This window comes from Streptomyces sp. NPDC127098 (assembly GCF_042722465.1).
Taxonomy (GTDB): domain Bacteria; phylum Actinomycetota; class Actinomycetes; order Streptomycetales; family Streptomycetaceae; genus Streptomyces; species Streptomyces millisiae.
In genome coordinates this window covers 1-12568 of record NZ_JBHXFJ010000110.1, presented here as the reverse complement: position 1 = coordinate 12568, position 12568 = coordinate 1, and the positions used below count along the sequence as shown (strand labels likewise).

Sequence of the window (12568 nt, the reverse complement as noted above, 5' to 3'; positions counted from 1 at the left end):
CGACGGGCATCAGCCGTACTCGCCCGAGGAGGTGCGGGAGGCGTTGCAGATCGGTCCTGACGCGCCGATCATCACCACCGACGCCCGGACCCGGGCCGAGGCCAAGAGCGCCCTGATCACCCTCGTCGAACACGCCCTGATGGCGCGCCTGCGCTGAGGCCGTCTAGGCTGGCGGCCGTGCGCATCGCCAGATTCTCCATCGACGGCACCGTTGGCTTCGGCGTGGTCGAGGAGGAGCCCGCCGCTGATGGCGGGCTCCAGCTCGACATCATCAAGGGCCACCCCTTCGCCGATTTCGAACGTTCGGGCCGCCGGGTGCCGGTGAGCCAGGTGCGGCTGCTGCCCCCGGTGCTGCCCAGCAAGATCGTGGCCATCGGCCGCAACTACGCGGAGCACGCCCGGGAGCTGGGCAACACCGTGCCCGACGTGCCCGTCACCTTCTTCAAGCCGTCCACGTCGGTGATCGGTCCGGGCGACGAGATCGCCTACCCGTCGATCTCCTCCGACGTGCACCACGAGGCCGAGCTCGCCGTCGTCATCGGCCGGCTCTGCCGCGACGTGCCGCGCGAGCGCGCCCGTGACGTCATCCTCGGCTACACCTGCGCCAACGACCTCACCGCGCGAGACGTCCAGCAGCGCGAGACCCAGTGGGCCAGGGCCAAGGGCTTCGACACCTCCTGCCCGCTCGGCCCCTGGATCGAGACCGAGCTCGACCCCGCCGACCTGGCCGTCAGCTGCACGGTCAACGGCGAGCAGCGGCAGCTCGGCCGCACCAGCGAGATGGTGCGCGCCGTCGAGGACCTCATCGTGCACATCACCGAGTCGATGACGCTGCTGCCGCAGGACGTCATCCTCACCGGCACCCCGGCCGGCGTCGGCCCGGTCCACGTCGGCGACGAGGTCGCCGTCACCATCGAAGGCATCGGCACTCTCACCAACAAGGTCGTCAAGCGTGACTAGCCCCAGCTCCCCGTCCCCGATCCGCGTCCGCTTCTGCCCGTCCCCGACCGGCAACCCGCACGTCGGCCTGGTGCGCACCGCCCTGTTCAACTGGGCGTTCGCCCGGCACCACGGCGGCAAGCTGATCTTCCGCATCGAGGACACGGACGCGGCGCGCGACTCGGAGGAGTCCTACGAGGCGCTGCTCGACGCCATGCGCTGGCTGGGCCTCGACTGGGACGAGGGCCCCGAGGTCGGCGGCCCGCACGCGCCCTACCGGCAGTCGCGGCGGATGGACATCTACGCGGACGTCGCGGCCAGGCTGATCGCCGCCGGCCACGCCTACCACTGCTACTGCACCCCCGACGAGCTGGCCGAGCGCCGCGAGGCGGCCCGGGCGGCCGGCCGTCCCTCCGGTTACGACGGCAAGTGCCGCACGGTGACCGACGAGCAGCGCGCCGCCTACGAGGCCGAGGGCCGCGAGCCCATCGTGCGCTTCCGCATGCCGGACGCGCCCATCACCTTCACCGACCTGGTCCGCGGCGAGCTCACCTTCACCCCGGAGAACGTGCCGGACTACGGCATCGTCCGGGCCAACGGCGCCCCGCTCTACACCCTGGTCAACCCGGTGGACGACGCGCTGATGGAGATCACGCACGTGCTGCGCGGCGAGGACCTGCTCTCCTCCACCCCCCGGCAGATCGCGCTGTACCGCGCCCTGGGCGATATCGGGATCGGCTCGGGCGAGGCGCCCGCCTTCGGGCACCTGCCCTACGTGCTGGGCGAGGGCACCAAGAAGCTCTCCAAGCGCGACCCCGAGTCCTCCCTCAACCTCTACCGGGAGCGCGGCTTCCTGCCCTCCGGGCTGCTCAACTACCTGTCACTGCTCGGCTGGTCGATCGCCGAGGACCGGGACGTGTTCACGGTCGACGAACTGGTGGCGGCCTTCGACATCGCGGACGTGGTGCCCAACCCGGCGCGCTTCGACCTGAAGAAGTGCGAGGCGATCAACGCCACGCACATCCGCGAGCACCTCTCCACCGAGGAGTTCGTCGCGGCCTGCGAGCCCTGGCTGCGCGCCCCCCACGCGCCCTGGAAGCCGGAGGCCTTCGACCCGGTGGCCTTCGCCGCCCTGGCCCCACTGGCCCAGACCCGACTCACGGTGCTCTCCGACATCACCGACAACGTCGACTTCCTCTTCCTCGACGAGCCGGTGAGCGACGAGGCGTCCTGGCAGAAGGCGATGAAGCCGGGCGCCGAGGCGGTGCTCGCCACGGCCCGTGACAACCTGGCCGCCCTCCCCGACACCGAGTGGACCGCGGAGCCCCTGAAGGCCGCCGTGCTGTCCGCGGGCGAGGCGCACGGGCTGAAGCTGGGCAAGGCCCAGGCACCGCTGCGGGTGGCCGTCACGGGCCGCACGGTGGGCCTGCCGTTGTTCGAGTCCCTCGAGGTGCTGGGCCGGGAGCGCACCCTGTCCCGCGTCGAGGCGGCCCTCGGCAGGCTGGCCGCGGCCTGAGCCCGGCGGGGGGCGGGCGGTCCCGGATCTCGTTTTGGACCACCGTCCCCCATCGGGTAGTGTTCTTCCTGCCGCAGAGAGAGGCCGAAGGCCAGGAATCGAAGCGGTCACCCGAACAAAACCCCCGGCCAGGGGTTGCGTTTTGGTGGGGTATGGTGTAATTGGCAGCACGACTGATTCTGGTTCAGTTAGTCTAGGTTCGAGTCCTGGTACCCCAGCGCGATCTCTCACAAGATCGAGGCCCCCGTTGTGTAGCGGCCTAGCACGCCGCCCTCTCAAGGCGGTAGCGCCGGTTCGAATCCGGTCGGGGGTACGGTGATCCACCCGGATCTCCACGTGAGCCCCCGTTGTGTAGCGGCCTAGCACGCCGCCCTCTCAAGGCGGTAGCGCCGGTTCGAATCCGGTCGGGGGTACTCGCCACCAGCGGCCTTCTCGCCCTCGCGAGAAGGCCGTTCGTCGTTTCTCCCTTCACTCCCCGCCGAAGCGGCGGCTCGCCTCCTCGGCCTGCGCGAGCCGGCGCAGGCTCAGCAGCACCGGCTCGTAGAGCACCGTCAGCGCGACGGCGGCCTCGAGTTGGGTGGTGGGGGCCTCGAACTCCCCGATGAGCGCCACCTCGTGGGCCGCGAGATCGCCCGCGAGCCGCCCGTAGGGGAGGAGTTGGGAGACGTCGCAGGGGTAGCCGAGCCGCAGCAGCGCGGAGAGCGCGGAGACCAGCGTCAGGTGCGCCGGGTTCTCCGGCACCACCCGCCAGCCGAGCCGGCGTTGCAGCTCCTCGGCGGTGCGCTCGGCCTCCCGGGCCGTGGCCTCGTCACCGTCGGTGTCCCGCGGTCCACCCGACGGCAGCGCGGCGACCGCCGTGCCGAGCCGGGACAGCTGGTCGACCGACTCGTCGGCCACGGCGGCCAGCACCTCCCTCGCCGTGGCCACCGGCACCCGGCCGAGCTGAAGCAACGCCCGCACCAGGCGCAGTCGGCGCAGGTGCTCCTCGTCGTACTCGGCCTGGGTGGCGCTCACCCGCCGGCCGGGCGGCAGCAACTCCTCCCGCAGGTAGTACTTGATCGTCGGGATGGGGACCCCACTGCGCTCGCTCAGCTCGGCCAGTCGCATCCGCTTCGAAACCCCCTTGCGTTCCGTGTTGGAGAGTGGCACTATCCAATCATGGATAGCGGGACTATCCAAGGTCTGGGCGGAGATCCGGCGGAAGGGGCGCGGGCCATGGCGAGGGCGGGAATCATCGAGGGGCGCATGACGGCGGACGCGGAGGGCGGCGTCACGGTCTTCCTGATCGGCATGCGGATCAACAGCTTCTGGCGGCTGCGTTCCTGGTGGCCGACGTTCCTGGCGATGCCGGGGATGCTGAACGAGCTCGCCCGGGAGAAGGGGCGGGGGATGCTCGGCTACCGGCTGCTTTTCGGCGGGCCGCGGCTGATCTACGTCGTGCAGTACTGGTCGTCGCACGAGGCGCTGCTCGCCTACGCGTCGGCCCAGGACGGGCGTCATCGGCCGGCCTGGGCGGCGTTCAACCGGCGGCTGCGCGAGGGGCGGGGCCGGGTCGGGTTCTGGCACGAGACCTATGTGGTCCCGGCCGGGGCGCATGAGCAGTTCTACCTGAACATGCCGCCCTTCGGGCTCGGCGCGGCCACGGGTGTCATACCCGTCGGGCGGCGCGGGGAGCGGGCCGCCGAGCGGCTCGCGGTCTAGCGGAGGCGTCGGGTCAGCCGCCGGTGCGCCGCAGGGCCTCGGTGAGGCGGCCGGCGGCGTCCAGCAGGGCCTGGGCGTGCATCCGGCCCGGGTGGCGGGTCAGCCGCTCGATCGGCCCGGAGACGGAGACGGCCGCCACCACGCGGTTGGACGGCCCCCGCACCGGCGCCGAGACGGAGGCCACGCCCGGCTCCCGCTCGCCGATGGACTGGGCCCAGCCGCGGCGGCGCACCCCGGAGAGGGCGGTGGCCGTGAAGCGGGCGCCCTGCAGCCCGTGGTGCAGCCGCTCCGGCTCCTCCCAGGCCAGCAGGATCTGGGCGGCGGAGCCGGCCTTCATGGGCAGCGTGGAGCCCACCGGCACGGTGTCCCGCAGCCCGGAGAGCCGCTCGGCCGCGGCCACGCAGATCCGCATGTCGCCCTGGCGCCGGTAGAGCTGGGCGCTCTCGCCCGTCAGGTCGCGCAGCTGGGTCAGCACCGGCCCGGCGGCCGCCAGCAGCCGGTCCTCGCCGGCCGCGGCGGCCAGCTCGGCGAGCCGGGGCCCCAGCACGAAGCGGCCCTGCATGTCCCTGGCCAGCAGCCGGTGGTATTCGAGGGCCACGGCCATCCGGTGCGCGGTCGGCCGGGCGAGCCCCGTCGCGCCGACCAACCCGGCCAGCGTGGCGGGTCCCGACTCCAGGGCCCCGAGCACCAGCGCAGCCTTGTCCAGAACGCCCACACCGCTGGAATCGCCGCTAGAGTTGTCCATGCAACGATATTCGCGTCTCACAGTGTGAAACGCAAGTTCAATTTTCGAGGGAAGGCGTCAGGCTGTATGCCAGCGTTCCCCGTCGTGTCGGCGGGGCGCGGCCACAGCCACCGTCCGGCGTGCCGGGAGCAGGGCACGGGCGGCGGCCACCCGAGATCAGCGGCGATGCCGGAGGGAAGAGCGATGGGACGGACACTGGCGGAGAAAGTATGGGACGACCATGTCGTCCGGCGGGCCGAGGGCGAGCCCGACCTGCTCTACATCGACCTCCACCTGCTCCACGAGGTGACCAGCCCGCAGGCCTTCGACGGGCTGCGCAAGAGCGGCCGCCGGGTGCGCCGCACGGACCTCACCATCGCCACCGAGGACCACAACACCCCCACCCTGGACATCGACAAGCCCATCGCCGACCCGGTCTCCCGCACCCAGCTGGAGACCCTGCGCAAGAACTGCGCGGAGTTCGGCGTCCGGCTGCACCCGCTGGGCGACGCCGAGCAGGGCGTCGTGCACGTGGTCGGCCCGCAGCTCGGGCTGACCCAGCCGGGGACGACGGTGGTCTGTGGTGACAGCCACACCTCGACCCACGGCGCGTTCGGCGCGCTGGCTTTCGGCATCGGCACCAGCCAGGTCGAGCACGTGCTGGCCACCCAGACGCTGCCGATGGCCCCCTTCAGGACCATGGCGGTCACGGTGCTCGGCGAGCTGCCCGAGGGCGTCACCGCCAAGGACCTGATCCTGGCGATCATCGCCAGGATCGGCACCGGCGGCGGCCAGGGCTATGTGATCGAGTACCGCGGCGAGGCCATCGAGAAGCTCTCGATGGAGGCCCGGATGACCATCTGCAACATGTCGATCGAGGCCGGCGCCAGGGCGGGCATGATCGCCCCGGACGAGACCACCTTCGCCTACCTGGAGGGCCGCGACCACGCCCCCCGGGGCGCCGACTGGGACGCCGCCGTCGCCTACTGGAAGACCCTGCGCACCGACGACGACGCGGTCTTCGACCACGAGGTCGTCATCGACGCCGCCGAGCTCGCACCGTTCGTCACCTGGGGCACCAACCCCGGGCAGGGCGCCCCGCTGTCGGAGTCCGTGCCGGACCCGGCGTCCTTCACCGACCCCAACGAGCGCGTGGCGGCCGAGAAGGCCCTGGAGTACATGGGCCTCGAGGCCGGCCAGCGGCTGCGGGACATCACGGTGGACACGGTCTTCGTCGGCTCCTGCACCAACGGCAGGATCGAGGACCTGCGCTCGGCAGCCGCCGTGCTCGACGGCCGCAGGATCGCGGACGGCGTGCGGATGCTGGTGGTGCCGGGCTCGGTCCGGGTGGCGCTGCAGGCCGTCGAGGAGGGGCTCGACAAGGTGTTCACCGCGGCCGGCGCCGAGTGGCGGCACGCCGGGTGCTCGATGTGTCTGGGCATGAACCCCGACCAACTCGCCCCCCAGGAGCGCTGCGCCTCCACCTCCAACCGCAACTTCGAGGGCAGGCAGGGCAAGGGCGGTCGCACGCACCTGGTCTCGCCGCAGGTCGCCGCCGCCACCGCGGTCGCCGGCCACCTCGCCTCCCCGGCCGACCTGGCCACCCACACCCCCGTCGAGGTCTGAGGCCGCGACAGGCCCAGGAAGGTCAAGGAAGGCAAGGACGTCAGGAACATGGAAGCTTTCACCACTCACACCGGCCGCGCCGTCCCGCTGCGCCGGAGCAATGTCGACACCGACCAGATCATCCCCGCGCACTGGCTGAAGAAGGTCACCAGGGACGGCTTCGAGGACGGTCTCTTCGAGGCCTGGCGCAAGGACCCGGAGTTCGTGCTCAACCGTCCCGAGCGCGCCGGCGCCACCGTGCTGGTCGCAGGACCCGACTTCGGCACCGGCTCTTCCCGCGAGCACGCCGTCTGGGCCCTGCAGAACTACGGCTTCAAGGCCGTGATCTCCCCCCGCTTCGCCGACATCTTCCGGGGCAACTCCCTGAAGAACGGCCTGCTCACCGTGGTGCTCCCGCAGGAGACCGTGGACGCGCTGTGGAAGCTGGTCGAGGCCGACCCGACGGCCGAGATCACCGTCGACCTGGTCGAGCGCAAGGTGCTGGCCGAGGGCGTCGAGGCGAGCTTCGAGCTGGACGAGAACGCCCGCTGGCGGCTGCTCGAAGGGCTGGACGACATCAGCATCACGCTGCGGAACGAGGACGACATCGCCACCTTCGAGGCCGAGCGCCCCGCCTTCAAGCCCCGCACCCAAGTGGCCTGAGTTCCCGGGCCGCTGCCCGAGCGACGCGACGCCCCCGCCGGTTCCGACCGGCGGGGGCGTCGCGCGTCTTCCCCCGTACGACACGGGCGTTGGGGGCTTAGAGGGCGATACCAGTGCCAAGGTGGCACAATCGGCGCATGGAACGGGACGGTCAACTCGAACTCTACGACCGCGTCGCCGCTCGCCTGAGGGACGCGCACCGCACGGTGCGGGCCCTGCAAGTGCCTGAGGACGTACGGCAGGCCCTCACCCGGAAGCTGCTGGTCATCACCGCGGCGGCCAAGCAGGACCTGCCGGGTGCCGAGCGGCGTCTGGACCGGTTGATGGAGGACGTTGACGCGGGGTGGTCGTCGCGGGACGAGCCCGGTGGACGGTGCGGCGAAAGCTCGTGACGGTCTCGCGATGGTCCAGTTCGTTGCGGCACAAGGGTGATTCGCCCGTTTCACGTTTGATTTGCGGAATATATCTGCCTAACGTGCGAAAAAGCTTGAACACATTCGTTCCAGCAATGCCTGCGAAGGGGAAGACGTGAACAAGGCGCAACTCGTAGAGGCGATTGCCGACCGGCTTGGCGGCCGCCAGCAGGCCGCCGACGCGGTCGATATCGTGCTCGACGCCATTATCCGCGCGGTGGTCGCGGGCGAGCGGGTCTCGGTGACCGGCTTCGGCTCGTTCGAGAAGGTCGACCGGCCGGCCAGGTACGCGCGCAACCCGCAGACCGGGGAGCGGGTGCGGGTCAAGAAGACCTCGGTGCCGCGCTTCCGCGCCGGTCAGGGGTTCAAGGACCTGGTGGCCGGCACGAAGAAGCTTCCCAAGAACGATGTCGCCGTGAAGAAGGCGCCCAAGGGCAGCCTCACCGGTGGCGCGCCGGCCAAGAAGACGACCAAGAAGGCCGCGACGGTCAAGAAGGCGGTCGCCAAGCGGGCCACGGCCGCCAAGAAGGCCACCGCGAAGAAGACCACCACTGCCAAGAAGGGCACCGCGAAGAAGACCACCACCGCCAAGAAGGGCACGGCCAAGAAGGCCCCCGCCAAGAAGACGACGGCCAAGAAGGCGCCGGCCAAGCGAGGCTCCTCCCGCTCCGCCGCCAAGAAGGCCACCGCGCGTCGCAGGTGACGGCCTCGGCGCGCGGCCACCCCCGCGGGCCGGTCTCCTTCCGGGAGCCCGGCCCGCCGTCGTTCCGGCCCACCCGGCGAGCCCCTATGCTCGGCCGCATGCAGGCCACCGCGTACACCTACGACCCCGAGACCCGATCCGGCAGCGTGCTCCTCGACGACGGCACCCCGCTGGAGTTCGGCGCCGCCGCCTTCGACGCGGGCGGGCTGCGACTGCTGCGCCCCGGTCAGCGGGTGCGGATCGAGGTGACCGGCGAGGGCGCCGGGCGCGTCGTCACCTTCCTGACCCTGCAGACGCTCTGAGGCCGGCCGGCGCCGTCAGGGTCCGCACCGCCGCCGCCGTGCGCGGCCCCACGCCGAGCGCCAGGGCGTCGCGCAGATCGTCGCCCGTGTCCACGTCCCGCCGAACGCTTTCGACCTCGGCGAGCAGGAGTTCGGTCGCACCCGATGCGGAGTGCCGTGCCCGGGACGGTCCGCCGAACCCTGGGTCAAGGGGCATTCCGGGTGTCGCCGCGAGCAACGTTGTACCCACCCCGGCGGCGTCGGCGAGAAAGCTGCGGGGCTGTCTCCCCGCCGCCGCGAGCACCCGGGCGAGTTCCAGCGGCCGGAGCGTCGGCAGGTCGGCGTTGAGCGCGGCCACGGCCGCGCCCGGATCCTCCGCGCGCGCGATCCGCTCGCCGTGCCCCAGCGCCGCGTTGAGCCCGCGGCCCGGCAGGTCGGGCGCGGTGCTCGCGCCGAGCGCCGTCAACCGCTCGGTGGCCAGCGGGTCATCGGTCACCACCAGCACCTTCCGCACGAGTGGGCAGGTCAGCGCGGCCGCCACCGTGTCCTCGGCGAAGGCGAGCGCGAGCGAGGGCCGCAGGGTCTCCCCGGCCACCGGGGCCAGCCTGCTCTTGGCCAGGCGCAGCGGTTTGAGCGGGACGACCAGTGTCCAGCCGAGCCCATCCATGTCACGCACGGTGCCATTCTTCCCTTCCTCGCGGGTTCCGGTCCCTCGGTGCGGCCCCGGCGAGATGCCGGTGCGCCGGCTGCCGCCGGCGGTCGGAGGCCCACGCATTAGGGTGCAAACTTGGACCGTCGCGGCGGCGGACCGAGCCGCTGGACAGCCCTACACCCCGGGGCGACACTTGTGCGACTGTCCGCAGCGGACCGCGCCGGAGCAGTGCAAGAGGAGATGGTGTCCGAGTGTCTCGCCGCAGAATCGGCTTCTGGTACCGACTGGCCGCATTTCTGGTAAAACCGACGATGATGGTGCTCTTCAAGCGGGACTGGCGGGGAATGGAACATATTCCCGCTGAGGGTGGATTCATCACCGCGGTGAATCACAACTCCGTTCTCGACCCCTTCTCCTACGCGCACTTCCAGTACAACACCGGGCGAGTCCCCAGATTCCTGGCCAAGGACAGCCTGTTCAACAGGGGGGTGGCCGGCCACTTCATGCGCCGCACCGGGCAGATCCCCGTCTACCGTGAGACCTCCGACGCCGCCGACGCGTTCCGCGCCGCCGTCGACGCGGTGCGCGCCGGCGAGTGCGTCACCTTCTACCCCGAGGGCACCCTGACCCGCGATCCCGGGCTCTGGCCGATGCAGGGCAAGACCGGCGCCGCCCGCGTCGCGCTGGCCACCCGTGCCCCCGTCATCCCCATCGCCCAGTGGGGCGCCCACGAGGCCGTGCCCCCTTATGCCAAGGAGCGCAAGTTCCGCCTCTTTCCCCGCAAGACGCTGGTCGTCGTCGCCGGCATGCCCGTGGATCTGGGCGAGTTCTACGACCAGGAGCCGACGACCGAGGTGCTGCGCGAGGTGACCGACCGGATCATGGACGCCGTCACCGCGCTGCTCGCCGGCATCCGTGAGGAGAACCCGCCGGCGGAGCGCTATGTTCACCGCAGTACATCGGCCGAGCGGCGCGGCTCACGGGGCGCGCCTGGGGAGGAGAAAGCGGAGTGACACGCGTCGCCGTCTACGGCACCGGATCCTGGGGTACCGCATTCGCCCTCGTCCTGGCGGACGCGGGCTGCGAGGTGACGCTGTGGGCGCGCCGTCCCGAACTTGTGGCGGCGGTCAACACCACCAGGACCAACCCGGAGTACCTGCCGGGCGTCCGGCTGCCGGAGGCGGTCACCGCCACCGCCGACCCCGCCGAGGCGGCGCGCGGCGCCGAGTTCGCCGTGCTCGCCGTCCCCTCCCAGACCCTGCGCGGCAACCTGGCCGGCTGGCGGGGACTGCTGGCCCCCGACACCGTGCTCGTCTCGCTGATGAAGGGCATCGAACTCGGCACGGCGAAGCGGATGAGCGAGGTCATCGAGGAGGTGGCCGGGGTCGGTCCTGACCGGGTGGCCGTACTCTCAGGGCCCAACCTGGCGGCCGAGATCGCCGACCGCCAGCCGGCAGCGTCCGTCGTCGCCTGCGCCGACGAGGCCGTCGCCAAGCGTCTCCAGGCCGCCTGCCACACCCCTTACTTCCGGCCGTACACCAACACCGACGTCGTCGGCTGCGAGCTGGGCGGCGCCGTCAAGAACGTCATCGCGCTCGCGGTCGGCATCGCCGACGGCATGGGCCTCGGCGACAACACCAAGGCATCCCTGATGACCCGCGGCCTCGCCGAGATCAGCCGGCTCGGGCTCGCCATGGGCGCCGACGCCCTCACCTTCGCCGGCCTCGCCGGGATGGGCGACCTCATCGCCACCTGTTCCTCCCCGCTCTCCCGCAACCACACCTTCGGCACCAACCTCGGGCGCGGGATGACGCTCGAGGAGACCATCGCCGTCACCCGGCAGACCGCCGAGGGCGTCAAGTCCTGCCGCTCCGTCCAGGATCTGGCGCGCCGTCACGGCGTCGACATGCCGCTGACCGAGACGGTGGTCCGCATCGTGCACGAGGGCACCTCGCCCCAGGTGGCGGTGCAGGAGCTGATGTCGCGAACCGCCAAGGCCGAGCAGCACTGACGACGGCCATCGCGTTAGGTAGCCTCAGGGGGTTATGAGCAGCGAGACCTCCCCCCAGAGCCCGAACGCCAAGCCGCGCGTCGCCGTCGTGTTCGGCGGGCGCAGCTCCGAGCACGCCATCTCCGTGGTCACCGCGGGCGCCGTGCTGCGCGCCATCGACCGCACCCGCTACGACGTGCTGCCCATCGGCATCACCACGGACGGCCGTTGGGCGCTCACGGCCGACGACCCCGAACGGATGGCGATCGCCGAGCGGACGCTGCCCAGCGTCGAGCAGATCGCCGAGCCGGGCAGCGGGGACGTGGTGCTGCCGGTCGCGCCCGGCCGGCGCGAGGTCGTCTACTCGGAGGCCGGCTCGGTGCCGAAGGACCTCGGCGACGTCGACGTCGTGTTCCCCATGCTGCACGGCCCCTACGGCGAGGACGGCACCCTGCAGGGACTGCTCGAACTGGCGGGCGTCCCCTACGTCGGCTCCGGGGTGCTGGCGTCGGCGGTCGGCATGGACAAGGAGTACATGAAGCGGGTCTTCACCTCCTTCGGCCTGCCGGTCGGCCCCTACCTGGTGGTGCGGCCCCGCGAGTGGGAGGCGGACCGGGCGGGCGCCCTCGCCAGGATCAGCGAGTTCGCCGGGGAGCACGGCTGGCCGCTGTTCGTGAAGCCGGCGCGGGCCGGTTCCTCGATGGGCATCTCCCGGGTCACGGCCGCGGCCGACCTGCCGGCGGCCGTCGAGGAGGCCAGGCGGCACGACCCCAAGATCATCGTGGAGTCGCTGCTGCGGGGGCGGGAGATCGAGTGCGGGGTGCTGGAGTTCGAGGACGGCCCGCGGGCGAGCCTGCCGGCCGAGATCCCGCCGGTCTCCAGTCACGACTTCTACGACTTCGAGGCCAAGTACATCGACTCGGCCGACGGCATCGTGCCGGCCCCGCTGACCCCCGAGGAGACGTCCCGCGTCCAGGCGCTGGCGGTCCGCGCCTTCGAGGCGGCCTCCTGCGAGGGTCTGGTCCGGGCGGACTTCTTCCTGCAGGAGAACGGCGAGTTCGTCATCAACGAGATCAACACGATGCCGGGGTTCACGCCGATCTCGATGTTCCCGCGCATGTGGGAGGCGAGCGGCGTCAGCTACCCGGAACTTGTCGACCACCTCATCCAGACGGCGCTCCGCCGCGCGACCGGCCTGCGCTGACGCTGGCGCTGTGCCTCGGCGGCGGTCCGCAGGGCCCGGCTCGGCGGCTTCGCCGCCACGAGCCGGGCCCTGCGGCCGTGCTGCCCTGCGGCCGTGCTGGCCTGCGGCCGTGCTGGCCTGCGGCCGTGCTGGCCTGCGGCCGTGCTGGCCTGCGGCCGTGCTGGCCTGCGGCCGTGC

At 71.7% G+C, this 12568-nt stretch carries 14 protein-coding genes, 3 tRNA genes and 1 pseudogene; 15 read left to right on the top strand and 3 right to left on the bottom strand.

Going from position 1 to position 12568, the window contains the following annotated elements:
• From ACFWI8_RS35195 to ACFWI8_RS35170, 6 genes and pseudogenes are all read left to right on the top strand, one after another.
• Positions 1 to 157, top strand: a pseudogene (locus ACFWI8_RS35195) (ATP-binding protein); the annotation flags it as partial.
• A 20-nt stretch (positions 158 to 177) separates the two neighbouring features.
• Entirely contained in the window at positions 178 to 960 is a 783-nt protein-coding gene (locus ACFWI8_RS35190) for a fumarylacetoacetate hydrolase family protein (RefSeq protein WP_387100015.1), read from the top strand.
• Positions 953 to 2455, top strand: coding sequence for a glutamate--tRNA ligase (gltX, locus tag ACFWI8_RS35185; RefSeq protein ID WP_387100012.1), 1503 nt, complete (start codon positions 953 to 955; stop codon positions 2453 to 2455). The genes ACFWI8_RS35190 and gltX overlap by 8 nt, the downstream gene beginning before the upstream one ends.
• 146 nt (positions 2456 to 2601) lie before the next feature.
• Positions 2602 to 2673: transfer RNA gene (locus tag ACFWI8_RS35180), tRNA-Gln, on the top strand.
• Between the two features lie 22 nt (positions 2674 to 2695).
• A tRNA-Glu gene (locus ACFWI8_RS35175) sits at positions 2696 to 2768 on the top strand.
• A gap of 27 nt (positions 2769 to 2795) precedes the next feature.
• Positions 2796 to 2868, top strand: a tRNA-Glu gene (locus tag ACFWI8_RS35170).
• Positions 2869 to 2923: 55 nt separating this feature from the next.
• On the opposite strand, the gene ACFWI8_RS35165 is transcribed toward ACFWI8_RS35170, so the two are convergent.
• On the bottom strand, positions 2924 to 3562 hold the full coding sequence (locus ACFWI8_RS35165) for a MerR family transcriptional regulator (RefSeq protein ID WP_387100021.1): 639 nt from the start codon (positions 3560 to 3562) through the stop codon (positions 2924 to 2926).
• Positions 3563 to 3670: 108 nt separating this feature from the next.
• On the opposite strand from ACFWI8_RS35165, the gene ACFWI8_RS35160 reads away from it, so the two are divergent.
• On the top strand, positions 3671 to 4156 hold the full coding sequence (locus tag ACFWI8_RS35160; protein ID WP_387100009.1) for a DUF4188 domain-containing protein: 486 nt from the start codon (positions 3671 to 3673) through the stop codon (positions 4154 to 4156).
• Between the two features lie 13 nt (positions 4157 to 4169).
• On the opposite strand, the gene ACFWI8_RS35155 is transcribed toward ACFWI8_RS35160, so the two are convergent.
• On the bottom strand, positions 4170 to 4901 hold the full coding sequence (locus ACFWI8_RS35155) for an IclR family transcriptional regulator (protein ID WP_311603330.1): 732 nt from the start codon (positions 4899 to 4901) through the stop codon (positions 4170 to 4172).
• Positions 4902 to 5084: 183 nt separating this feature from the next.
• Here ACFWI8_RS35155 and leuC point away from each other — a divergent pair, with 183 nt between their 5' ends.
• The 5 genes from leuC (at position 5085) to ACFWI8_RS35130 (ending at position 8566) form a co-directional block, all read left to right on the top strand.
• Positions 5085 to 6506 (top strand): 3-isopropylmalate dehydratase large subunit, encoded by a 1422-nt coding sequence (leuC, locus tag ACFWI8_RS35150; protein WP_387100006.1) that lies wholly within the window; start codon positions 5085 to 5087, stop codon positions 6504 to 6506.
• 48 nt (positions 6507 to 6554) lie between these two features.
• Complete coding sequence (leuD, locus tag ACFWI8_RS35145) at positions 6555 to 7148, top strand: 3-isopropylmalate dehydratase small subunit (RefSeq protein WP_311603326.1); 594 nt, start codon at positions 6555 to 6557, stop codon at positions 7146 to 7148.
• A gap of 137 nt (positions 7149 to 7285) precedes the next feature.
• Positions 7286 to 7540 carry a hypothetical protein gene (locus ACFWI8_RS35140; RefSeq protein ID WP_311603325.1) on the top strand — a complete coding sequence of 85 codons (255 nt, stop codon included), beginning with the start codon at positions 7286 to 7288 and terminating at the stop codon, positions 7538 to 7540.
• 136 nt (positions 7541 to 7676) lie between these two features.
• On the top strand, positions 7677 to 8264 hold the full coding sequence (locus tag ACFWI8_RS35135) for an HU family DNA-binding protein (RefSeq protein ID WP_387100001.1): 588 nt from the start codon (positions 7677 to 7679) through the stop codon (positions 8262 to 8264).
• Positions 8265 to 8362: 98 nt separating this feature from the next.
• Positions 8363 to 8566, top strand: a complete 204-nt coding sequence (locus tag ACFWI8_RS35130; RefSeq protein WP_311603322.1) for a hypothetical protein — start codon at positions 8363 to 8365, stop codon at positions 8564 to 8566.
• Here ACFWI8_RS35130 and cofC read toward each other — a convergent pair.
• The gene (gene cofC, locus ACFWI8_RS35125) at positions 8538 to 9212 is read right to left on the bottom strand and encodes a 2-phospho-L-lactate guanylyltransferase (protein ID WP_387100018.1); all 675 of its coding nucleotides are present in this window, start codon (positions 9210 to 9212) and stop codon (positions 8538 to 8540) included. The two genes, ACFWI8_RS35130 and cofC, sit on opposite strands and share 29 nt — an antisense overlap.
• Positions 9213 to 9448: 236 nt before the next feature.
• On the opposite strand from cofC, the gene ACFWI8_RS35120 reads away from it, so the two are divergent.
• From ACFWI8_RS35120 to ACFWI8_RS35110, 3 genes are read left to right on the top strand one after another with little or no spacing between them, the layout of a single operon-like run.
• The gene (locus tag ACFWI8_RS35120) at positions 9449 to 10210 is read left to right on the top strand and encodes a lysophospholipid acyltransferase family protein (protein ID WP_387099998.1); all 762 of its coding nucleotides are present in this window, start codon (positions 9449 to 9451) and stop codon (positions 10208 to 10210) included.
• Positions 10207 to 11208, top strand: coding sequence for an NAD(P)H-dependent glycerol-3-phosphate dehydrogenase (locus ACFWI8_RS35115; protein WP_387099995.1), 1002 nt, complete (start codon positions 10207 to 10209; stop codon positions 11206 to 11208). The genes ACFWI8_RS35120 and ACFWI8_RS35115 overlap by 4 nt, the downstream gene beginning before the upstream one ends.
• Positions 11209 to 11242: 34 nt before the next feature.
• The gene (locus ACFWI8_RS35110; protein WP_387099992.1) at positions 11243 to 12391 is read left to right on the top strand and encodes a D-alanine--D-alanine ligase family protein; all 1149 of its coding nucleotides are present in this window, start codon (positions 11243 to 11245) and stop codon (positions 12389 to 12391) included.
• The last annotated feature ends 177 nt before the right edge of the window (positions 12392 to 12568 follow it).